This is a genomic window from Micrococcus porci (genome assembly GCF_020097155.1).
GTDB lineage: Bacteria > Actinomycetota > Actinomycetes > Actinomycetales > Micrococcaceae > Micrococcus > Micrococcus porci.
Window position 1 is genome coordinate 1348729 of sequence record NZ_CP083691.1, and the last position, 22188, is coordinate 1370916.

At 75.9% G+C, this 22188-nt stretch carries 14 protein-coding genes and 1 tRNA gene; 9 read left to right on the top strand and 6 right to left on the bottom strand.

Annotated elements, in window-relative coordinates; genetic code table 11:
- Positions 1-27 precede the first annotated feature (27 nt).
- The 3 genes from KW076_RS06555 to KW076_RS06565 are packed head-to-tail and all read left to right on the top strand — an operon-like array spanning position 28 to position 7543.
- The gene (locus KW076_RS06555) at positions 28-435 is read left to right on the top strand and encodes an MGMT family protein (RefSeq protein ID WP_224354556.1); all 408 of its coding nucleotides are present in this window, start codon (positions 28-30) and stop codon (positions 433-435) included.
- 59 nt (positions 436-494) lie between these two features.
- A complete protein-coding gene (locus KW076_RS06560; RefSeq protein WP_224354557.1) occupies positions 495-3977 on the top strand; it encodes an ATP-dependent helicase in 3483 nt (1160 codons plus the stop codon).
- Positions 3965-7543 carry an ATP-dependent helicase gene (locus tag KW076_RS06565; protein ID WP_224354558.1) on the top strand — a complete coding sequence of 1193 codons (3579 nt, stop codon included), beginning with the start codon at positions 3965-3967 and terminating at the stop codon, positions 7541-7543. Before KW076_RS06560 ends, KW076_RS06565 begins: the two co-directional genes overlap by 13 nt.
- Here KW076_RS06565 and KW076_RS06570 read toward each other — a convergent pair.
- Positions 7518-8615 carry a phosphotransferase gene (locus KW076_RS06570; protein ID WP_224354559.1) on the bottom strand — a complete coding sequence of 366 codons (1098 nt, stop codon included), beginning with the start codon at positions 8613-8615 and terminating at the stop codon, positions 7518-7520. The two genes, KW076_RS06565 and KW076_RS06570, sit on opposite strands and share 26 nt — an antisense overlap.
- Before the next feature lie 112 nt (positions 8616-8727).
- Here KW076_RS06570 and nudC point away from each other — a divergent pair, with 112 nt between their 5' ends.
- Together nudC and KW076_RS06580 are read left to right on the top strand one after the other, a co-directional pair.
- Positions 8728-9750 carry an NAD(+) diphosphatase gene (nudC, locus tag KW076_RS06575; RefSeq protein ID WP_224354560.1) on the top strand — a complete coding sequence of 341 codons (1023 nt, stop codon included), beginning with the start codon at positions 8728-8730 and terminating at the stop codon, positions 9748-9750.
- Positions 9751-9769: 19 nt separating this feature from the next.
- Positions 9770-11887: an ATP-dependent DNA helicase UvrD2 gene (locus tag KW076_RS06580; protein WP_224354561.1), complete on the top strand. Its 2118-nt coding sequence runs from the start codon at positions 9770-9772 to the stop codon at positions 11885-11887.
- 30 nt (positions 11888-11917) lie between these two features.
- On the opposite strand, the gene KW076_RS06585 is transcribed toward KW076_RS06580, so the two are convergent.
- Positions 11918-12694, bottom strand: coding sequence for a dinucleotide-utilizing protein (locus KW076_RS06585; protein ID WP_224354562.1), 777 nt, complete (start codon positions 12692-12694; stop codon positions 11918-11920).
- Between the two features lie 144 nt (positions 12695-12838).
- Here KW076_RS06585 and KW076_RS06590 point away from each other — a divergent pair, with 144 nt between their 5' ends.
- Positions 12839-13528 carry a M48 metallopeptidase family protein gene (locus KW076_RS06590; RefSeq protein WP_224354563.1) on the top strand — a complete coding sequence of 230 codons (690 nt, stop codon included), beginning with the start codon at positions 12839-12841 and terminating at the stop codon, positions 13526-13528.
- 10 nt (positions 13529-13538) lie between these two features.
- Here KW076_RS06590 and KW076_RS06595 read toward each other — a convergent pair whose 3' ends face one another.
- Complete coding sequence (locus KW076_RS06595) at positions 13539-14951, bottom strand: zinc-dependent metalloprotease (protein WP_224354564.1); 1413 nt, start codon at positions 14949-14951, stop codon at positions 13539-13541.
- A gap of 214 nt (positions 14952-15165) precedes the next feature.
- On the opposite strand from KW076_RS06595, the gene KW076_RS06600 reads away from it, so the two are divergent.
- The 3 genes from KW076_RS06600 (at position 15166) to KW076_RS06610 (ending at position 19532) form a co-directional block, all read left to right on the top strand.
- Entirely contained in the window at positions 15166-16251 is a 1086-nt protein-coding gene (locus KW076_RS06600; RefSeq protein WP_224354565.1) for a YlbL family protein, read from the top strand.
- A gap of 124 nt (positions 16252-16375) precedes the next feature.
- The gene (locus KW076_RS06605; protein ID WP_224354566.1) at positions 16376-19348 is read left to right on the top strand and encodes a UPF0182 family membrane protein; all 2973 of its coding nucleotides are present in this window, start codon (positions 16376-16378) and stop codon (positions 19346-19348) included.
- 110 nt (positions 19349-19458) lie between these two features.
- Positions 19459-19532, top strand: a tRNA-Met gene (locus KW076_RS06610).
- Positions 19533-19803: 271 nt separating this feature from the next.
- On the opposite strand, the gene KW076_RS06615 is transcribed toward KW076_RS06610, so the two are convergent.
- The 3 genes from KW076_RS06615 to KW076_RS06625 all read right to left on the bottom strand — a co-directional run bounded on the left by KW076_RS06615 (position 19804) and on the right by KW076_RS06625 (position 22090).
- Positions 19804-20430, bottom strand: coding sequence for a sodium/glutamate symporter family protein (locus tag KW076_RS06615; protein WP_224354567.1), 627 nt, complete (start codon positions 20428-20430; stop codon positions 19804-19806).
- A complete protein-coding gene (locus KW076_RS06620; RefSeq protein WP_224354568.1) occupies positions 20427-21047 on the bottom strand; it encodes a sodium/glutamate symporter family protein in 621 nt (206 codons plus the stop codon). Before KW076_RS06620 ends, KW076_RS06615 begins: the two co-directional genes overlap by 4 nt.
- Positions 21048-21283: 236 nt before the next feature.
- Entirely contained in the window at positions 21284-22090 is an 807-nt protein-coding gene (locus KW076_RS06625) for a PspA/IM30 family protein (RefSeq protein WP_224354569.1), read from the bottom strand.
- Positions 22091-22188: the final 98 nt, after the last annotated feature.

Sequence of the window (22188 nt, forward strand, 5' to 3'; positions counted from 1 at the left end):
AGGCGCCGGGCTTGGCAGGATGACGGGGTGAGCCCCGTCCCGTCCACCCCGCCCGACCCCGACCCCCACCTGCCGACGGACGGACCCGTCACCCTGGGGGAGGCGCTCGCGGCCGCCGCCCGGCTGATCCCCTCGGGGCGTGCCGCCTCCTACGGAGCCCTGGCCGGGCTCCTGGGCCGGGGCGGGCCCCGGCAGGCCGGGCGCGCGATGGCCGAGTCCGAGCCCGGGACGCCGTGGTGGCGCGTCGTCCGCGCCGACGGCTCCCTGCCCGAGCCTCTGCGGCGCCAGGCGCGGGAGCGCTGGGCGGCCGAGGGGACGCCGGTGCGCGGGTCCGGCACCGTCCGCGATCAGCGGGTGGACCTGGCCCAGGCCGGCTGGGAGCCCGACGCCGCCGCCCGCGCCGCGCTCGCAGACCTGGCCGCCCGCGTGGGCTGAGCGACGGCCCGACCACGGCGGCCGGCCTACCGTGTCCGGCCCCCTGACAGACTGGAGCCATGAGCACCACCCCGCACCCGTCCGAGCCCCGGACGGAGCCGACGCCGCAGGCCGCCGACGCCGACCCGGCGGACCTCGCCGCGCTCCTGGCCGAGCCGGACGAGGAGCCGCCGCACGCCGCGCCCGTGCCCGCGCGCCTGGTGCGCGGCGTGGGGCAGGACCGCGCCGGCGTCGTGCTCACCGTCGAGCAGGAGGCGGTGGCCGGGCTGGGGGAGGGCCACGGTGCCCACCTGGTGCTCGGGGCGCCCGGCACGGGGCGGAGCACCGTGGCCGTGGAATACGCCGCCCGGCGGCTCGAGGCGGGCCTCGATCCGGAGTCGCTGCTCGTGCTCGCACCCAGCCGCGAGGCCGCGGCCCGCCTCCGGGACGCCCTGACGGAGCGGCTGGCCGCCGCCGGGCACGGCACCCGCGCCGTGACGCCCGTGCGCACCTGGGCCTCCTACGCGTTCGACCTCATCCGGCGCGCCCGCGTCACCGGGCCCCTGCGCGGGCTCTCCCGCCCGCCGCGGCTGCTCTCCGGTGCGGAGCAGGACACGGTGATCGCGGAGCTCCTGGACACCTACGCCGCCGGCCTCGCCCCGGCGCCGGAGTGGCCGCGGGACGTCGCGCAGGCCGTCGACACCCGCGGCTTCCGGCGGGAGGTCCGCGAGCTCGTGGACCGCATGAGCGAGTTCGGCGTGGAGCCGGGCGTCCTCCAGGAGCTCGGCCGCCGGCACGGCCGCCCGGTCTGGGAGGCCGCCGCCGAGCTGGTCCAGGACTACCGGGACCGCCTGGACCTGGGCATGGCGGAGGCGTTCGACGCCGCCGGGCTCATCTCCACCGCCGTCCGCCTGCTCACGGAGCGCTTCCCGGACGACCCGGAGCGCGACGCCGCGGCCCTCGCCTTCGCCGAGGCGGAGCAGGCACGGCTCCGGGCGATCGTGGTGGACGACCTGCAGGAGGCGGGTCCCGCCGTGCACGACCTCCTCGTCCACCTCGGCCGGGGCCGGGACGTCCTCCTCACCGCCTCGCCGGACACGACCGTCCAGGGCTTCCGCGGCGCCCGCCCCGACCTGGTCTCCCGGTACCCCGCCGCCCTGGATCCCGATGCCGTCCCCGGGGCGTCGTCGCCCGACCCCGACGCGCGGACCCACGTGCTCACGGCGGGGCACCGCATGAGCGCGGGCGTCCAGGAGGGCTGGCTCCGCGCCGCCCGTCGCATCCGCCAGCGGACGGTCGGCGTGGAGCTCACCCGCACCCGCACCGTCCCCGCGGGGGAGGGCGGCGCCGTCGAGGGGCACGCGGTCCCCTCGCGTGCCCACGAGGACCAGCTCGTCCTGGAGCGGGTGCTGCGCGTCCACCACGAGGACGGCGTCCCCCTGGACGGGCTCGCGGTGATCGCCCGCTCCGGCGCCCGCGCCGCCGCGCTGGGGCGTCACCTGGAGGCGGCCGGCGTCCCCGTGCGCCGCGAGGCCGCCGGTGAGGTGCTCAAGGACGAGCCCGCCGTGGCGCCGCTGCTCACCCTGCTCCGGGCGGTCTCCGACCAGGCCGAGGACCCGGAGGCCGGCGTGGCGCTGGAGGCGGACGAGGCCGTCGCGCTGCTGCGCGGCCCCTATGGCCGCGCCACCGCCCTCAACATCCGCCGCCTGCGCCAGGACCTGCTCGCCGCCGAGCGGGCCCGTGGGGGCCGGCGCACCTCGGACGAGCTGCTCGTGGCGGCCTTCGGCGACCCGGCCCTCGCCGGTGAGGAGACGGACCGCCACCGGGCCCTGCGGCGCCTGGCCTGGATGCACCGGGACGGCCTCGCGGCCGCCCGGGAGCCCGGCGCCACCGCGGAGACCGTCCTCTGGGCCGTGTGGGCCGCCTCCGGCCGGGCCGACCGCTGGCGCGCCGCGGCCCTCGGCCGGGCGGAGGGCGCCGAGGGGCGGCGGGAGGCCCGCCGCGCGGACGCGGACCTCGACGCCGTCGTCGCGCTGTTCCGCATCGCTGAGCGGTTCGTGGACCAGTTCCCGGGCGCGGCGCCCGCCGACTTCTCCCGGTACATGGAGTCGCAGGACCTGCCCATGGACACCCTGGCCCGCCGGGCGGAGACCGGTGACGCCGTGCACGTGCTCACCCCGGCCGGCGCGGCGGGCCGGGAGTGGGACACGGTGATCGTCGTCGGGCTCCAGGAGGGGGCCTGGCCCAACACCGCCCTGCGCGGTCAGCTGCTGGGCGCCACGGACCTGACCGACCTGCTCACCGCGGCCGCCGTCGACGGCGCCTGGCCCACGGACCACCGGACCCGGCTCGCGGAGGTCCGGCAGGATGAGCTGCGGATGCTGGCCGCCGCGGTCTCACGGGCACGCCGGCGCGTCGTCGCCACCGCCGTGCGCAACGAGGACGAGACCCCCTCGGACTTCCTCGACCTGCTCGACCCCGTCGCGGACGTCGCCGCCGGCCGCCCGCTCACCGAGGTGCCCCTGCCCCTCACCGCCGCCGCCCTCGTGGCGGCGGCGCGTCGTCGGCTGGAGGCGCCGGACCTGCCGGAGGCCCTCGTGGGCCTGGAGGATCCGGCGGCCGCCGCGGTGCTCGCCGCCCTCGCCGAGGACGGCGTGGCCGCGGCCGCGCCCGACCGCTGGTGGGGACTCGCCCCGCTGTCCACGGACGCCCCGCTCACGGACATCACCGCGGAGCCCGTGCGCCTCTCGCCCTCGCGGGCTCAGACCGCCTTGGAGAACCCCCTGAACTGGCTCCTGTACCACGTGGGAGCCCAGGCCGGCGGCACGCTCGCCCAGTCGATCGGCGTCCTCGTGCACTCCGTGGCCGAGCACCACCCGGACGGAGAGCCCGGCGCCGTGCGTGCCGAGCTGGAGCGGCGGCTCCCGGAGCTGGGCCTGCCGGAGGGCTGGACCACCGACCTGCAGCACGCCCGCGCCCGCCGCCTCGTCGAGGCGTACATCCGCTACTGGTCACAGATGCGCGCGGAGGGTCGACGCCCCGTGGCGCAGGAGGTCGCCCTGCACGTCCCCCTCGCCTGGGGGGATGAGCGCGTGGAGATCTCCGGTGTGATCGACCGGCTCGAGGTCGACGCCACTGGCCGCCCCTACGTGGTCGACCTCAAGACCGGCTCCTCCAAGCCGGACACGGCGGAGCTCGAACGTCTCCCGCAGCTGGCCGCCTACCAGGTGGCCGTGCGCGCCCGCGGGCTGGAGCTGCTCGCCGAGGACCCCGCCACCGACCCCGCCCTGCGCCGGGCCCTGTCCGCGATCGAGGCCCCGGCCGAACCCGGGGGAGCGGCCCTCGTCCAGCTCGGCGCCGCCACCAAGACCAAGGCCACCGTCCAGCCCCAGCCGGCCGTCACCGCCGACGACGACTGGGCCCTCGACCAGGTGTTCACCGCGGCCCGCCGCACCGTGGGTCCGCGGTTCCTGGCCGTCCACCGGCCCGGGGTGCGCTGCGCCCTGCCGTCCGTCTGCCCGCTCTGCACCGAAGGAAGGCAGGCCACCGAATGGCATCGCTGAGCTCCCCGGTCCCGCTGCGCCCCGCCCCGGTCGACGCCGGGCCCCGGGTCGACGTGTCCCGCGCCGTCCACAGCCCGCAGGACATCGCCGCGCGGCTGGGCGTGTTCCCGCCCACCGACGAGCAGGTGGAGGTGATCGCCGCCCCGCTGACCCCGCGGCTCGTCGTCGCCGGCGCCGGCTCAGGGAAGACCGCCACCATGTCCGACCGGGTCGTCTGGCTGGTGGCCAACGGCTTCGTCCGCCCGGACCAGGTCCTCGGCGTGACGTTCACCCGCAAGGCCGCCGGTGAGCTCGCCCACCGCATCAACGCCAAGGTGGACGCACTGCTGCGGTCCGGCCTGCCCATCCCCGGGTTCGAGGGCGAGCCCGAGGACCTGGGGCGGGCCTCCGTGTCCACGTACCACTCGTACGCCGGCGCCCTCGTCCGGGACTACGGCCTGCGCATCGGCGTGGAGCCCGAGGCCCGCCCGCTCGGGGAGGCGGACGCCCACCGGCTCATGTCGGCCGTGGCCGCCTCCCACCCGATCGTCGCGGACGGCCTGCGCGTCTCGGCGTCCACCCTCGTCGCGGCCGCGCTGCGGCTGTCCGGCGACCTCGCCGAGCACCTCGTGGAGCCCGCGCAGGTGCGGGCCCACCTGCGGGAGCGGATCGCCGTGGGCGAGGCCCTGGAGCTGCCCCCGCGCATGAAGGAGCCCTCCGACGAGATCGTCGAGTTCTTCGCCGGCCTCGAGACCCGGGTCCTCATGGCCGACCTGGTCGAGCGCTACACCCAGGCCAAGGCCGAGCGCGGCGTCATGGACTTCGGAGACCTGCTCCGCCACGCCGCCCGGGTGGCACGGGAGATCCCCGCCGCCGGGCGGGCGGAGCGGGAGCGGTTCCCCGTGGTCCTGCTGGACGAGTTCCAGGACACCTCCCACGCGCAGATGGAGATCTTCCGCGGGCTCTTCGGCCCCGAGTCCACGGACCTCGACGCCCCCGGGCTGGGCCACTGCGTCACCGCGGTCGGTGACCCTCACCAGTCCATCTACGGGTTCCGCGGCGCGTCCGCCGGCCAGCTGTTCACCTTCCCCTCGGCGTTCCCCCGCCTCGGCGAGCTGCCCGGCGGCGCCCCCGGCCGGGTCAACGCGGACGTCTCCCACCTCACGGTCGCCTGGCGCAACGACGAGGCGATCCTCGCGGCCGCGAACGCCGTGGTCGCGGAGCTCAACGCCCACGCCGCCGACGCCGGCACACCCCTCGAGCTCAAGCCGCTGCGGCCGCGGCCCGGCGCCGGGACGGGCGAGGTGCGCGTGGACCGCCACGTGAGCGCGCAGGACGAGGCGGAGGCGCTCGTCGCACGCCTGGCGGCCCTCGGCGAGGACCCCGCCACGGCGGATCTCAGCCGCGCCGTGCTCTGCCGCGCCCGGACCCAGTTCGGGCCCGTCCTCGACGCCCTCGAGGCCGCCGGTGTGCCGTACGAGGTGCTGGGGCTGTCGGGGCTGCTCTCCCTCCCGGAGATCGCCGAGGTGCTCTCCGTGCTCCATGTCCTCGCGGATCCGGGCCGCAGCGACCACCTCGTCCGCGTCCTGGCCGGCCCCCGGTACCGGATCGGCCCGGCGGACCTCGAGCTGCTCCACGAGCGGGCGCGGTTCGTCAGCCGGCTGCGCCGCCGCGCGGCCGCCCACGAGCCGCTCGACCCGGCGACCGCGGTCGAGGCGCCGGACGTCAGCGCGGACGAGGACGCCGACGCCCCGGCCCTGCTGGAGGCCCTGGACTCCCTGCCCGGGGAGTCCACCGTCTGGACCGGCTCCCACGGCCGGCCCTTCTCCGCCGAGGGACTGCGCCGCCTGCGCGCGGCCAACGCGGAGCTGCGCCGCCTCTCGGCCTGGGCCGGGGCGGACCCGGCCGACCTCATCGGGGAGGTCGTCCGGGAGATCGGCCTGGACGTCGAGCTCGCACTGCGCCCCGGCCCGTCAGCCGCCTCCGCGCGCCGCCACCTCGACGCCTTCCAGGACGCCGCCCGGGGCTTCGCCGCCGGCGACGGCGCCCCCGCCGACCTGCCGGCGTTCCTCGCATGGACGGAGGCCGTGGAGGAGCACGAGAAGGGCCTCGGCATCGCGTCGGCGGACCCCGCCCCCGGCGTGGTCCAGGTGCTCACGGCCCACGCGTCCAAGGGACTCGAGTGGGACGTGGTGGCCGTGCCGGGCCTCCAGACGGGCACCTTCCCCACCGCGCGTCCGGACCGCTGGACCAGCGGGGGGACCGGCATGCTGCCGTGGGCCCTGCGCGGCGACGCCGCCTCCCTCCCGCAGTGGGACGGCTCCTGGGCCGAGAACCGGCGCGACTGGGTGCAGTCCGCCGGGACGGGCTACTCCTCCAAGACGGCGGCCGCCACGAACCCGGCCCCCTACGGGGACGCCGTCGCGGACCACGCCGCCCGCGAGGAGCGGCGCCTGGCGTACGTCGCGTTCACCCGCGCCCGGTCGGCCCTCTGGCTGAGCACGTCCCACTGGAAGGGCACGGCCAAGAAGCCGGTGGACCCCTCGCCCTTCCTCGTGGAGGCGGCCGCGCTGGCCGGGGAGGTGCCCGGCGTCGTGCTGGGGGAGGAGCCCGCGCCGGAGGAGCTGGGCGAGGCCAACCCCACGGCCGAGCGCACGCTGGTCGCCTGGTGGCCGGCGGACCCCCTCGAGGGACCCGAGGCCTTCGAGGCCGACGGCGAGGACCTCGACGACGAGGCCGCGTGGACCCCGCTGCCCCGCCGCACCCGCCCCCGCCGGGCCCGTGTGGAGAACGCCGCCCGCCAGGTCGCCGCCGCGGACCCCGCGGCCCTGGCCGAGGACACCGACCTGGCGCGGGCGCTGGACTGGGTGCTGCTGCGCCGCCGGCGCGTCGGCGCGGCCGCGGACGGCGTGGCCCTGCCGGAGCACCTCTCGGTGTCCCTCTACGGGGAGCTCGCGGCCGACCCCCAGGCCGTCGCGGACCAGCTGCGCCGGCCCATGCCGCGGCCGCCGGCCCACGCGGCCCGCCGCGGCACCGCCTTCCACGCCTGGCTCGAGCAGCGCTTCGACGCCACCGGCATGCTGGACATCGACGAGTCCGACGACGCCGCCGACGCCTGGGTCGAGGACGCCCTGGACCTGGCGCCGATGCAGGAGTGGTTCCTCGCCTCCCGGTGGGCCGACCGGGTGCCCGCGTTCGTCGAGACCGCCGTGGAGACAACTCTCGCCGGGATCACCCTCCGCGGGCGCATCGACGCGGTGTTCCGCACGGGCGCCCGCCCGGGCATGCCCTTCGACCCCGAGGCCGACTGGGAGCTGGTCGACTGGAAGACCGGCCGCGTGCCGGGTGGGGCGGAGCTGCGCCGCAAGGCCCTGCAGCTGGCGGTGTACCGCCTGGCGTGGTCCCGCCTGCACGGCATCCCCCTGGAGCGCATCCGGGCGAGCTTCGTGTACGTGGCCGCGGGCCAGGAGCGGGTCTTCGACGACCTGCCCGGGGAGGAGGAGTTGGAGGCGATCGTCACCGCGGCCGTCGCGGGCCCGGGCGCCACCTCGTCCGGCGAGGTCAGTCCACCGGACGCAGCACGCTGACGGTGCCCCCGGCGCGGCCGTCGTCGTCGGAGACGTCCACGACGCCGTCCGCGTCGTCCTCGTCCCAGTCCGGGGCCCGGTCGTCGTGGGCGGCGTGCAGCCCGACCACGTTGTCCGCCGTCGGGGCGGCCTGCGGAGCCGTGGCCTCCGCGACGCCGACGGCCTCGGCCAGCTCGGTGAGCAGGGCCCGCGCGTCGGCGGTCGTCTCCGCGTCGTGGCGGTCGACGCCCCGCAGCAGCCACCGCGCCAGCGCGAACTCCGCCAGCAGCGCGCCGCGGCGCAGCAGGTGCGCGTCCGGGGCCGCCGCGCCCTCGGAGTCCAGCCGCTCGGCGTAGGCGGCCAGGACGCGCTCGGGCAGGGCGGGGTCCTCCGCGGCGGCCAGCCAGGCGAAGTCCTCCGCCGGGTCGCCCACGTGCAGGTCCGTCCACCCGGACACCCCCACCACGCGGCCGCGGGACACCAGGAGGCCGTCCTCGTGCAGGTCCCCGTGCACCGGGACCGGCGAGAAGTCCCAGAGGTCCGCTTCCTCGAGCGTCTCCTCCCAGCGGCGCAGCAGGCGCGGCGGCACCTGCCCGGTGGCCGCCGCCCGGTCCAGCTCCGTCAGGTGCCGCTCGCGCACATGGTCCGCGGTGTACACCGGCAGGTCCGCCTGCTCCACCACGGTCAGGGGCAGCGTGTGCAGCGCGGCGAGGATGCGGCCCAGGTCCTGGACGGCCGCGTCCCCGAGGCCGCCGATCTGCTCGAGCGTGGCCGGCTCGCCGGGCAGGGCCTGGTAGACGAAGGTGCGCAGCCCGTCGATCCGCACGGCGCCCGCCACCGAGGGCACGCGGAACGGCAGCCCCGCGCGCAGGTGCGGGTCGAAGCCGGCGAGGACCTGCAGCTCGGTCTCGAGGCGGATGCCGGCCTCCGCGGAGCGCGGCGAGCGCACCAGCCAGCGCTGGCCGGCGTCGTCCACCACGAGCGCGGCGGCGACGTCGGGCGAGTCGTCCGGGCTGGGCTCCACGGAGACGGGGGTCAGGCCGGGCACGGCGGCGGCGGCGAGGGCGGCGAGGCGGAGGGGCTGACGATGCACCCGTCCAGCCTAGGCCGCGAACGCCGGGGACGCCCGGGGGCGCACCGGTCCGGGCCCCGACCGGCCGGACACGGGTGTCCGCCGCGCGGGGCACGGGCCTACCGTGGGGGCCATGCCCGTCCCCTCCGCCCCCGACGCCGTCCCCGCCGCCCTGCCGCACCTGACCCTCGCCCGCGAGGCCCTGGACCGGTCCGGTGCCGAGCGCGAGGACCCGGGGCTGCTCGGCCGCCTCGCCGCGGATCCCGCCACGGGCGTCCTGCACCTCGTCGGCGGCCGCGCCCCCGTCCGGGACGGCGCGCTGGTCCTCGTCCCGCCGGCCGGGCCCTTCCCGCCCGAGGCCGTGTTCCTGGGCCGCCGCCTGACCGACGCCGCGGCCCCCTCCGCCGCCGGCCGCCCGCTCGTGCTCGTCGCGCGCGAGTCGGCGCCTGGGTCGTCCGGGGACGGCGGGCCGACGCGGCCAGCCGAGCCGACCGACGCCCCGACCCGCGACCCCTTGGCCGGGGCGGCCTGGCTGGGGCTGAGGGACGTGGCCGCGGGCCTGTCCGACGCCGACACGGGCCTGTTCGTGGAGGCCGTCGCGATCGCCAACTGGCACGCAGGCCACGGGTTCTGCTCTCGGTGCGGCGGCCGCACGGACACGGAGTCCGCGGGCTGGGTGCGCCGCTGTCGGGACTGCTCGGCCCGGCACTTCCCCCGCACCGACCCCGCGGTGATCATGGCGGTCATGGACGACCAGGACCGGATCCTCCTCGGCTCGAACGCGGCCTGGCCGGCGGGTCGGCACTCGTGCCTGGCCGGGTTCGTGGAGCCGGGCGAGTCCCTCGAGCACGCCGTCGCGCGGGAGGTCCTCGAGGAGGCGGGCATCGTCGTCGTGGACGCGGCGTACCGAGGCTCCCAGCCGTGGCCGTTCCCGCGCTCGCTCATGGTGGGCTACCGGGCGCACGCCCTGCCGGGTCAGGAGCCGGTGGCCGACGGCCACGAGATCCGCTCGGTGCGCTGGTTCACGCGCGACGAGCTCGCGGCCGAGGTCCGGGCGGGCGCCGTGACCCTGCCGGGGGCCGTGTCCATCGCGCGGGCCCTGATCGAGGATTGGTACGGTGGGACGCTGCCGGATCCGACCACGCTGATCTCCTGAGAGGAGGGCTCCGGGCCCCATGAGCACCCCCGACGAGATCCTCCGCGGCCTGGACCCGGAGCAGCGCAAGGCCGCGACCGCCCTGCACGGGCCCGTGTGCATCCTGGCCGGCGCGGGCACGGGCAAGACCCGCGCCATCACCCACCGGATCGCCTACGGCGTGGCCTCCGGCGTGTTCGACCCGCACCGCACCCTCGCCCTGACCTTCACGGCCCGCGCGGCCGCGGAGATGCGGACCCGCCTGCGCGACCTCGGCGTCGACGGCGTCCAGGCCCGCACCTTCCACTCCGCGGCCCTGCGCCAGCTGCAGTACTTCTGGCCGCAGGCCGTGGGCGGGCAGATGCCCACGCTCGTCGAGAACAAGGTGCGCCTGCTCACCGAGGTCGCGCACCGCATGCGCATGACCGTGGACCGGGCCGGCCTCCGCGACCTGGCCGGGGAGATCGAGTGGGCCAAGGTCTCCCTCCACGCCCCCGAGGGGTATGCCGAGGCCGCCCGCGACCGCGAGATGCCGGCCGGCTGGACCGCGACCACGGTCGCCCGGCTCTACACGGGGTACGAGGAGGCCAAGACCGCCCGCAACATGATCGACTTCGAGGACGTCCTCCTCATCCTGGTGGGCATCCTCTCCACGGAGCCGAAGATCGCGGCGACCGTCCGGGAGCAGTACCGCGTCTTCGTGGTGGACGAGTACCAGGACGTCTCCCCGCTGCAGCACCGCCTCCTCGACCTCTGGCTGGGGGACCGGCAGGACCTCTGCGTCGTGGGCGACTCCTCCCAGACCATCTATTCCTTCACGGGCGCGACCTCCCGGTTCCTCACGGGCTTCCGCGAGCGCTACCCCGAGGCCACGATGGTCAAGCTCGTCCGGGACTACCGCTCGAGCCCGCAGATCGTCGGCGCCGCGAACACGCTGCTGGCCGAGCGCACCCAGGCGGGCCTGCGGGACCGGTCCCTGCCGTTCTGGCCGGAGCCGCTCGCCCTGTCCTCGCAGCGTCCCTCGGGGCCGGACGTCGTGTTCGCCGAGTGCCAGGACGACGAGGCCGAGGCCGGCTGGGTGGCCCAGCGGATCCAGGGCCTGCTCGACGACGGCGTGCCGGCCGCGGAGATCGCCGTGCTGTTCCGCACCAACGGCCAGTCCGAGGCGTTCGAGACCGCCCTCTCGGCGGCGGGCATCGGCTACCAGCTGCGCGGCGGGGAGCGGTTCTTCTCCCGCCGGGAGGTCCGCGAGGGCGTCCTGCAGCTGCGCGCGGCGGCGCGCGAGGCGCAGGACCTGGTGGGTGCCGACGTCGTGCAGCGCGTCAAGGACGTGCTCTCCTCCCTGGGCTACTCGGACACCCCGCCCTCGGCATCGGGCGCGGCGCGCGAGCGCTGGGAGTCCCTGCACGCCCTGGTGAACCTGGCCGACCAGCTCGCGGGGACGCGGGAGGACTTCACCCTGGTGCAGCTGGTGGCGGAGCTGGACGAGCGCGCCCAGGCCCAGCACGCGCCCACCGTGCAGGGCGTCACGCTGGCCTCCCTGCACTCGGCGAAGGGCCTCGAGTGGGACGCCGTGTTCCTGGTCGGCCTGTCCGAGGGGCTCATGCCGATCTCCTTCGCGGACACCCCCGCCGAGGTCGACGAGGAGCGCCGTCTGCTCTACGTGGGCATCACGCGCGCCCGCCAGCACCTGCACCTCACCTGGACCCTGGCCCGTTCGGGCGGCGGCCGGGCCAACCGGCGCCCCTCGCGCTTCCTGCGTGCCATCGACCCGACGCTCGGCGGCACCCGTGAGCACGCCCCGGCCGCCGCGATGCCGGCCCGCCGTCCCCGGCGCGGGGCCACCGTGGCCGTGTGCCGCACGTGCGGCCGCCCCCTCGAGACGGGCGCCGAGCGCAAGACCGGGCGCTGCGTGGACTGCCCCGCCCTGTACGACGAGGGCGTGCTGGACACCCTCAAGGACTGGCGCAGCCGCGTGGCGAAGACGGACAAGGTGCCCGCGTTCGTGGTCTTCACGGACGCGACCCTGGAGGCGATCGCCGAGACGATGCCCGCCACGCCGGCCGAGCTGATCAAGGTCAAGGGCGTGGGCAAGTCCAAGCTCGACCGGTTCGGCCAGGACGTCCTCGACCTGCTCCACGGGACCTCCGCGGCCTGAGCCGGAGCACCCGGGACCACTCCCGCCGATTCACGGACGGGCGTCCGCGAGCGCCCCGTCCAGGGACTCCTCCACGGCGGCCAGCGCCGCCGCCCAGTCGTCACCCGTGCCGTCGCCGGCCAGGAGGTCCGCGCACCCGCATCCGGGACGCGTGCGGACGGGGATGCGGGTGAGCCGTCCGGTGGCCGCGTCCACCCGCAGCACTGCCGACGTCGCGTCCCGCCGCCCGGTCAGCACGTCGAGGGCCAGGACCACCGCGCGCAGTGCGTGTCCGGGCTCCCGGGCCGCCCCGGGGTCCCGGCGCGGCGGCGCGGCCGGGGGAGCGGTGAGGGCCGTCCCGGGGACGTCCTCCGTGCAGAGAACGCAGCCGGGTGCGCCGCCGCCGGTCCAGGGTCCGGCGCTGACGCCGTGGAGGTCGGTGCGGACGGGCAGGAGGGGATGCTGCGCCGCGATGGCGCGGGCGGCCAGATCGGGCAGGCCGGGCAGGTCGACGGCGACCGTGGCCGCCCCGAGGGCGCCCGGTCTCGTGCCGGCCCCCGCATAGACGGGCAACGCGGGCCACGTCCGCGACAGGCGCGCCTCCCAGGCGCGGTCCCGCGGGCGGCCGAGGTCCGCCGGGAGGAGGCCCAGACCGAGGTCGGACGCCCCCACCGGCGTCGGGTCCCACAGTGCGAGCGCCGCCACCCCTCCGGCCGCGAGCGCGGCGGCCAGCGCACCGCCGGCCGGTCCGAGCCCCGCCACCTGGATCCCCGCCGGGTCCGCGAGCAGGCCCGACTCCCGGGGCCCGTGTGCGTCCGTCGTCGCCATGGCACCGCCTCCCTCCGCGTCCGGCGCCCCGCGCGCCGGTCCCGCCTCCACCGTGCCACGGGCGCGCGTCGCGTGGTCCGGCCGTCCACAGGGCGCCCGCCCGTCCGGACGCGCCCCGGCGCCGCGCCGCGGGAGAATGGCGGCATGAGCCCGTCCCGCACCGTCACCGACCTCGACTGGCATGGCACCCCGGTGCGCCTGGTGCGCTCCGCCCGGCGCACGCGCACCGTGGCGGCCGTCTGGCGGGAGGGCCGCCTGCAGGTCAGCGTCCCCGCCCGTCTCTCCCGGGCGGAGGAGCGGCGGTGGATCGAGCGCATGGTGGACAGGGCCGGGCCCGCCCCCGCCGCGCACCCCGCCCCGTCCGCCTCGGCCCCGTCGACCGGACTCGGATCGGCCCCGGACCCGAGGGGGGACGCGGACCTGCTGGCGCGCGCGGACGCCCTGGCGTCCGCGCACCTCGACGGCGCCGCCCCCGGCGGACGTGCACCCCGGCCGGCGTCGGTCACGTGGTCCAGTCGGCAGCGCCAGCGGTGGGGCTCCTGCACGCCCGCCCGCGGCACGATCCGTCTCTCGGCCCAGCTGCGGGGCATGCCGGACTGGGTGGTGGACGCGGTCCTCGTGCACGAGCTGGCCCACCTGAGCGAGCGTGGGCACGGGCCCCGCTTCCAGGCGCTCGTGGGCCGCCTGCCGCGCTACACGGAGGCCATGGCGTTCCTGGCCGGCGTCACCTACGCCACGTCGCGCGGACTGCCGGGGGCTTACCCGGCAGACGCCGACGTCGCCGACCACGCCCGCGGATGGCCGGGCGGGGACGACGACGTCGTGGAGGGGTGAGCGGGCGGGCTCAGCCCTCGTGGGGGGCGTCGCCGAAGCCGCCGTCGAGGAGCGTGCGCAACTCGTCGTCGAGGGCGTCGGTGGAGGCCTCCGCCTCGGAGCGGCGGCGGGCGTAGCCGGCCGGGTCGTCGAGGTCCTCGGAGGTGGGCTGGCGCTCGGGGGAGGACCAGATCTGCTCGCGGTACTCCACCCCGTGCTCGGCGGTGACGGCCTCCCAGAAGACGGCCGCCTCGCGCAGGCGGCGGGGGCGCAGCTCGAGCCCGACGAGGGCGGCGAACGCCTCCTCGGCGGGGCCGCCGGAGGCGCGGCGGCGGTTCATGGTCTCGCGCAGCGCGGGGGCGGACTCCAGCGGGGCCGCCGCGGCGGCGACCACCACGTCCACCCAGCCCTCCACGAGGGCGATGAGCAGCTCGAGCTGGTCCAGGGCGGCCCGCTGCGTGGCGTCGGGCTCGGCGATGAACGAGGACCCGTTGAACACGGCCTGCATGGACTCGGGGTCCATGGGGTCCACGGACTCGGCGGCGCGTTCGATGCCCGCGGTGTCCAGGCGGATGCCGGCGGCGTACTGCTCGATCGCGGCGAACAGGTCGCGCTCCAGCCACGGGGAGTGCAGGAACAGGCGCAGGCGGGCCACCTCGCGCAGGGCCAGGTAGAGGCGCAGCTGGTCGTCCGGCACGGACAGCCCGTCCCCGAACTCCTCGATGTTCACGGGGATCAGCACGGGGGTGTGCCCGGCGATCGGCAGGCCCATGTCCGTGCCGGAGAGCACCTCCTTGCCGAGCGTGCCCACGGCGCCGCCCAGCTGCAGGCCGAACATGGTCCCGCCGAGGTTCTTCAGCATGGGCTGGAGGCCGCCGAGCATGCCGGCGTCCATCCCCTCGGGGAGCTGGCCGGGCAGCTGCTGCTCGATCGCCGCGGACATGGCGCGGGACAGGGACACCGCCACCGGCTCCGTGACGCGGCGCCAGCGCTCGGCGGTGGCCTCCACCCACTCGGCCCGGGACCAGGCCGCGCCCACGGCGCCCGTGGACTCGGTGTCCGTGACGCCGTCCAGCCACAGCTCGGCCAGGCGCAGGGCTTCGTCCACCTCGCGACGGGCGAAGGTGCCCACCACTGGGTCCTCGCCCGCCACGGCCTGGCGCGCGGACTGCCTGGCCAGCGTCCAGTTCACGGGGCCGTCGGAGCCAGGGCCGGGGTTCATCATGGCCTGGAACTGCGCCATGGCCTGCTGCAGCATCGTGGGGTCCAGTGCGGACGGGTCGAAGCCCATGCCGCCCGGTCCGCCCATCCCCTGCATCGCCTGGCGGATCTGCTCGGGGTCGGGGCCCTGCCCGCCGAACATCTGCCGGAGCATCTCCTCGAGGGGGTCGCGGGCGTCGTCGTCGCCGGAGCCGGATCCGGGGGTGCGCGGGGAGTCAGTCATGCGCCCCAGGCTATCGGCGCGCCCGCCGCCCGTGCGCGGGTCGGCCCCCGGGCGCGTCCGCCTTTCGCCCTGGGCGCACCCGCCGCCGGGGCCCGCGGCCCCTCCGCCGCGCCGCCCTCGGCGCGCCCGGGTAGACTGGACCGACCCGCGCCCGCCGGCCACCGCCCGGGCGCGTGGACCGATCCGACCACCCCCGCAGGAAAGCCGGTGTCGCGTGCGAGCAGCCCCTCCCAGGCCCCGCGGCGGCTCGCGCCGTCGCCCCGGCCGGACGCCCGTCTCCGGGCGGCTCGCCCTCGGCTCGGCCGCCCTGGCGTTCGTGCTTCCCGTGCCGTACATCCTGGAGGGACCCGGCCCGGCCATCGACGTCCTGGGCGAGCAGGACGGCACCCCCGTGCTCACGGTGGAGGGCGGCACCGCCGACCCCGGCGAGGGGCGCCTGGACATGACCACCGTGCTCGTCTCCGGCCCGCCCGGCGGGACCACGGGCCTCGGCGACCTCGTCACCGCCCTCGCGGACGGCACCGTGGACGCCCAGCCGCGCGAGCTCGTGCACCCCTCCGGCGTCAGCGCGGACACGGTCGCCCAGTCCAACGCCGCGGCCATGACGGACTCCCAGGACGTCGCCACGGCGGCCGCCCTGCGGGCCCTGGGCCGCGACGTCCCCGCGCACCTGGCCGTCCATGCGACGGTCCCCGGCGCCCCGGCCGAGGGGATCCTCCGCGAGGGCGACGTGATCCTCGCCGCCGCAGGGAGGTCCGTGACGGACATGGCGGGGATCCGCGCCGCCGTCGACGCCGCCGGCCCCGGGGACCTCGCCCTGACCCTCCGCCGCGACGGCACCGAGCGGCAGGTGAGCGTGCCCGTGACCGCCGCGGACCCGGCCACCGGCCGCTCGTGGCAGCTCGGGGTCCTGCTCGAGCAGCGCTTCGACCTGCCCGTGCAGGTCGAGTTCGCGCTCGAGGACATCGGCGGTCCGTCCGCCGGGATGATGTTCGCCCTCGCGGTGATCGAGCGGCTGACCCCGGGGGACATGACCGGCGGCGCGCGGATCGCCGGCACCGGCACCATCACGGCGGACGGCGTCGTCGGCCCCATCGGGGGCATCCCGCAGAAGATGCAGGGCGCCGCCCGGGACGGGGCCGACGTGTTCCTCGCGCCACGGGAGAACTGCGCGGACCTCGCCGGCCGCGTCCCCGCCGGGATGACCGTCTACGCCGTGGACACGCTGGCCACGGCCCGCGCCGTCGTCGAGGCCGTGGGCCGCGGCGAGCGCCCCGACGACGTGCCCACGTGCTCGTGACGCCGCCCCGCACCCGCCCCCTGACCGACCAGACCACCGCGACCGCACCGCCGGGCGCGACACCACGCGGGGACCGCACGGCTCCGCAGACCGCCCCCGGACCGGGGGAGACGAAGGAGAGACTGTGAGCTTCGGACAGGAAGGCGCGGGCCCCTTCGGCGGCCCGCCCCATCACGACGGCGATGGCGGCGCGCACGCGGCGCGCCGGGTTCGCGCGGGCGGGGGCCGGCCGAGCGCGCTGCTGCTGACCGTGATCGCGGTGGCCGCGCTCGTGGCCCTCTACATGCTGTTCACGCAGGTGTACACGGAGGTGCTCTGGTTCGACCAGCTCGGCTTCTCCGAGGTGTTCTGGACCGAGGTCCTCACCAAGGCGGCCCTGTTCGTCGTCGCCGGCGCGGTGATGGCCCTGGCCGTGTGGCTGTCCCTGCGCACCGCCTGGCGGCACCGGCCCGGCACGGCGGGCGCGGACGGCCGGGACTCCCTCAGCCGGGCCCGGCGTCAGCTCGAGCCGATGCGCCGGCTCGTCTGGGCGGCCCTGCCGGCGGTCCTGGGCCTGTTCGCCGGCTCGGCCGCGATGAACGGCTGGAAGACCGTCCAACTGTTCCTCCACCAGGTGCCCTACGGCAAGGCCGATCCGGAGTTCGGGCTGGACCTGATGTTCTACCTGGCCACGCTGCCGTTCCTGACGATGGCGGTCGGCTACCTGATCTCGGTGGTGCTGGTCGCCGGCCTCGCGGGCCTCGCCGTGCACTACCTCTACGGGGCCCTCGGCGTCGGCGACGACGGCCGGGTGCACGTCTCCGTCCCGGCCCGCGTGCACCTGGGCGTGCTCGCCGGCCTGTTCCTGCTGCTGCAGGCGGCCACGTTCTGGCTCAATCGCTACCGCACCCTCCAGTCCCAGGCGGGGAACTGGGCCGGCGCCATGTACACGGACGTCAACGCCGCGATCCCCACGTCCGCGATCCTGGCGGTGACGGCGGCGCTCGTGGCCGCCCTGTTCGTGTGGGCGGCCTTCACGGGCCGCTTCCGCCTGCCGCTGGTGGGGGCGGCGGTGCTCGTCATCACGGCGCTCGTGGTGGGGACGGCCTACCCGTACGTCGTGCAGCAGTACCAGGTGAAGCCGTCCGAGCGGACCCTCGAGTCCCCGTACATCGCCCGCAACATCGAGATGACCCGCGAGGCCTACGGCCTGGACCAGGTCCAGGTGGCGAACTACGAGGGCACCACTGACGCGCAGGCCGGGGACCTGAAGGGGGAGGAGGCCAACACGGCGAACGTGCGCCTGATGGACCCCAACCTCATCTCGCAGACCTTCGGGCAGCTGCAGCAGTTCCGCCCGTACTACGCGTTCCCCGGCACCCTGCACGTGGACCGCTACGAGGTCGACGGACAGACCCGGGACACCATCCTCGCCGCGCGCGACGTGAACGTGGACCCGGAGCAGTCCTGGGTGAACCGGCACACCATCTACACGCACGGCTACGGCGTGGTCGCCGCGGATGCCTCCGCGGTGGGTGCGGGCGGCAGGCCGCAGTGGATGCTCTCCGAGATCCCCTCGCGCGGCGTCCTGGGCGACGACTCGACCTACGAGCCTCGCATCTACTTCGGCCTGAACTCCCCGGCGTACTCGGTGGTCGGCGCCCCGGAGGGTGCGCCCGCCGTCGAGCGCGACCGCCCCCAGACCGCCGACTCCACGGACGACACGGCCTACACCTTCCAGGGCGACGGCGGCCCCTCCGTGGGCGGGCTGTTCAACCGGCTCGCCTACGCGGTGAAGTTCGGGTCCCCGGAGCTCGTGCTGTCCTCCGACGTGAACGAGGCCTCGCAGATCCTCTACGACCGCGACCCCGTGGACCGCGTGGCCAAGGTGGCCCCCTACCTCACGGTGGACACCGCCCCCTACCCGGCGATCGTGGGCGGGCGCGTGAAGTGGATCGTGGACGCCTACACGACGTCGGACCAGTTCCCGTACTCGACCGCCCAGCAGCTGGGCGAGGCCACGCAGGACTCCCTCAGCGAGGGCCAGGCCGCCGCGCTGCAGGGCCGGGTGAACTACATCCGCAACTCCGTGAAGGCCACCGTGGACGCCTACGACGGCTCCGTGGAGCTCTACGCGTGGGACGCCGAGGACCCGTTGCTGAAGTCCTGGCAGGGCGTGTACCCGGCCAGCCTGAAGCCGTACTCGGAGATGTCCGCGGCCCTGTTGGACCACGTGCGCTACCCCGAGGACATGTTCAAGGTGCAGCGCGAGCTGCTGGGCCGCTACCACGTGACCAATCCGGGCGACTTCTACGAGAACAACGACGCCTGGTCCGTGCCGTCCGACCCGACCACCGACAAGGACGTCAAGCAGCCGCCGTACTACATGTCCCTGCGGCTGCCCGGCCAGGAGGAGACCGCGTTCTCGTTGACGAGCACCTACATCCCGCAGATCACCGACAACGGCCAGCAGCGCAACGTGCTCTACGGCTTCCTCTCCGCCGACGGCGACGCCGGCACGGGCAGGGACGGCGAGCGGGCGCCGGGCTACGGCACGCTGCGGCTCCTCGAGCTGCCCCGGTCCACCACGGTGCCCGGCCCCGGGCAGGCGCAGGCGAACTTCGACTCCAACGCGCAGGTCTCCCAGGAGCTGAACCTGCTGCGGCAGGGAGCCTCGGAGGTGCTCAACGGCAACATGATCACCCTGCCCGTGGCCGGGGGCATCCTCTACGTCCAGCCGGTGTACGTCCGCTCCTCCGGCGGGACCACCTACCCGACGCTGCGCAAGGTGCTCGTGTCCTTCGGGGACAAGGTCGGGTTCGCCGACACCCTGGACGAGGCGCTGAACCAGGTGTTCGGCGGCGACTCGGGCGCCACCACGCCCGACGCCGGGGAACCGGCCCAGGAGCCGCGGGGCACCGCGGAGGAGGAGCTCAGCTCTGCGCTTGCGGAGGCCCAGGACGCGCTGGCCGAGGGCCAGGAGCGTCTGGCTCAGGGCGACTGGGCGGGCTACGGCGAGCAGCAGACCCGCCTGAACGAGGCGCTCAAGCGCGCCACCGCCGCCGACGACGCCGCCAAGGGCGCCCAGGAGTCCGCAGACCCGGCGCCCGAGGGCTGAGCCGCCCCGCCGTCCGCGCGGCCCACGACGGGCGCGTGGACGGCGGGTGGCCGCCGGCTGACCCCGATTTGAACTCTCCGCGACGATGTGTGTATAGTTCTATCTGTCGCCGCGGGGTGGAGCAGTTCGGTAGCTCGCCGGGCTCATAACCCGGAGGCCGCAGGTTCAAATCCTGCCCCCGCAACGAGAAAGACCCCCAGGACTCCGGTCCTGGGGGTCTTCTGCATGTCCGGCTCCCGCGCGCTGTTCCCCTAGGACGTCCGCCGACTCGTCCGGGTCCGGCGCTCACGGGCGCATCGACGCCCTCAGATGATCGGATGCGGCCGAGTGGGGGGGGGGGGGGGGGGGGGGGGGCCGTGAGCGCGCGCGGGTGCTTCCGCCGGAGACGACGCCGGGCCCGCCTCCTCCCGGGGGAGGGGGCGGGCCCGGCGTCGTGCCGGGGCGGCGGGGGCCGCTCAGGCGGGGACGGCCGACTTCCGGGCCGGGTCCGAGCGGACCAGGAACACGGCGGCGATGATGGCCGCCTCCGCGATGGCGTCCCAGATGCCCACCACGGCCCACGAGAGGCCGGCGATGATCAGCAGCGGCACGAAGGACACGGCCGCGATCTCGACGGGCACCACCGTGATGTAGGCCACGCCGAACTGCTCCATGGTGCCGGACTTCAGCTTCGGGTCCACGATGCGCAGCATGGCCACGCCGGTGGCGACGGCGCCGGTGGCCCAGCCCCAGGTGAACAGCTGCTTCTCGAACCAGGACTCGGTCATGACGTGCGGGGCCACGACCAGGCCGAGGAGGACGGCGAGCGCGAGGCCCACGACGAACAGGATCAGCAGCGGCTGCCAGTAGTCCAGGACCACCTTCGGGGCGATCGAGGCGATGCCGCAGACGATCAGGATGTCGGTGGCGGTGCCGGAGACGGAGTTCAGGGACGCCGAGTCCAGGAACGTGGCGGTCTTCGTCACCTGGAGCAGCAGACGGCCGATGATGCCCAGCACGAACGCCACCGCGAAGGCGGGGATCATCAGCTTGGGGCCCTCCGGGCCCACGATGGAGGGCCACACGCCCTGGAACCAGGTCAACCAGGCCGTAGGCGGCGGCGCCGAACATGGCGACGATGCCCACCTGGAAGGCCAGGGACTCCACGGAGGCGGCGGAGAAGGTGTGGCGGCCGATCACGGGGCACTCGGCGACCTGGTCGAGCACGCCCGTGCGCAGGTCCTCGGGGATGGAGGTCAGGCCGGCATACTCGCGGGCGTTGGCCGCGGGCGGCGCCCACGGCGGCGGCGGAGCCGAAGCCACCGGCCCAGCCGGCGAACAGCAGCAGGCCGAAGGAGTCCGGCGTGTGGAACAGCGGGTGCAGGATCAGCAGGGCCGCGAGGGCGCCGATGGCGACCTGGGAGGCGTAGATCAGCACGCCGTAGGCCGCGAACGAGCCGACGGGGCGGCCGATCTTCCGGACGTCGAAGTCATCGGTCAGGGCCAGGCAGACGAAGACGAAGACGATGACGATCGAGCCGTAGGTGCCGACCTGGTCGCTGAACGGCAGCCAGCCGGCGCCGTTCGGCCCCAGGGCCAGGCCGAGGATGCCGGCGATCACGGACGCCGGGATTATGAGGGTCTGCAGTGGCGTGAACACCGCGCGGGCGAGCGTGCCGATCGCCAGCAGCGCGCCGATCAGGCCGGCGTCCACCAGCACGGACCACGCCGTGAACTGTCCATCTATGGGTTCTCCAGGAGTGCGGGTCGTGAGGCGGGGACGCCGCGGGTGCGGGCGGGACGGCCGTCCTCCGACCAAGGCGGGGGACCGACGGAGGGCAGCGGGGACGGACGGGGGACACAGAACCGGGCACCCGTCCACTCGACCCCCACCAGGCACGACGATGGCGCCGCCCCTCCTCTCGGGAGGGACGGCGCCGTCGTCGGCGGGGCGGCTCAGGCGCGCTCGGCGGTGCCGGTCTGCGTGCCGGTCTCAGCGCCGGAGTAGTCCAGGGTGAGCTCCTCCGAGCCGGCGGTCAGGGCCGAGGGGGCGGAGCCGGACTTCAGGGCGGCGAGGCGGGCCTCCACCTCGGTCTGCTCGCCGAGGTCCTCGAGGGACTCGAACTGGGCGTCCAGGGAGGACGCGGCGAGCTCCTGCTGGCCGCGCACGCGGGCCTCCTCGCGGCGCACCTTCTCCTCGTAGCGGGAGATCTCGGAGGTCGGGTCCATGATGTCGATGGACTTCACGGCCTCGTTGACCTTGGTCTGGGCCTCGGCGGTGCGGGAGCGGGCGGTGAGCTCGTCCCGCTTGGAGACCAACTGCTGGCGCTTGACCTTCATCTGGTCCAGGCCGGTCTTGAGGCGGTCGACGATCTCGCGCTGGGAGGTGATGGTGGGCTCGGCGGTCTTCGCCTGGCGCTCCGCGTCCATCTGGCGCTCGATGGCGACCTTGGCGAGGTTGTCGAACTTGTCCGCGTTGGCGGCCTCGCCCTTGGTGCGGAACTCGTCCGCCTTCTGGGAGGCGGCGAGGGCCTTCTGGCCCCAGCTGCGGGCGGCCTCCTGGTCCTCGCGGTAGTCGTCCTCCATCATGCGCAGGTTGCCGATGGTCTGGGCGACGGCCGCCTCAGCCTCCGCGATGTTGTTGGTGTAGTCCCGGACCATCTGGTCCAGCATCTTCTGCGGGTCCTCCGCCTTGTCCAGCATCGCGTTGATGTTGGCCTTGGCGAGCGTGGTGATGCGGCCGAGGATGGACTGCTTGACCATGATGACTGCCTTTCGTCGTGCTGGTGGATCTCCCGCAGGCCGTGGGACCTGCAAGTCGTGCTCCCGGCGCGTCCGGCGCCGGGGGTCTGTGTGTCGGG

Excerpts from the sequence above, each read along its gene's own strand:
- KW076_RS06560 (WP_224354557.1), top strand. The coding sequence starts at position 495 with ATGAGCACCACCCCGCACCCGTCCGAGCCCCGGACGGAGCCGACGCCG.
- KW076_RS06565 (WP_224354558.1), top strand. The coding sequence starts at position 3,965 with ATGGCATCGCTGAGCTCCCCGGTCCCGCTGCGCCCCGCCCCGGTCGAC.
- nudC (WP_224354560.1), top strand. The coding sequence starts at position 8,728 with ATGCCCGTCCCCTCCGCCCCCGACGCCGTCCCCGCCGCCCTGCCGCAC.
- KW076_RS06580 (WP_224354561.1), top strand. The coding sequence starts at position 9,770 with ATGAGCACCCCCGACGAGATCCTCCGCGGCCTGGACCCGGAGCAGCGC.
- KW076_RS06585 (WP_224354562.1), bottom strand. The coding sequence starts at position 12,694 with ATGGCGACGACGGACGCACACGGGCCCCGGGAGTCGGGCCTGCTCGCG.
- KW076_RS06590 (WP_224354563.1), top strand. The coding sequence starts at position 12,839 with ATGAGCCCGTCCCGCACCGTCACCGACCTCGACTGGCATGGCACCCCG.
- KW076_RS06595 (WP_224354564.1), bottom strand. The coding sequence starts at position 14,951 with ATGACTGACTCCCCGCGCACCCCCGGATCCGGCTCCGGCGACGACGAC.
- KW076_RS06625 (WP_224354569.1), bottom strand. The coding sequence starts at position 22,090 with ATGGTCAAGCAGTCCATCCTCGGCCGCATCACCACGCTCGCCAAGGCC.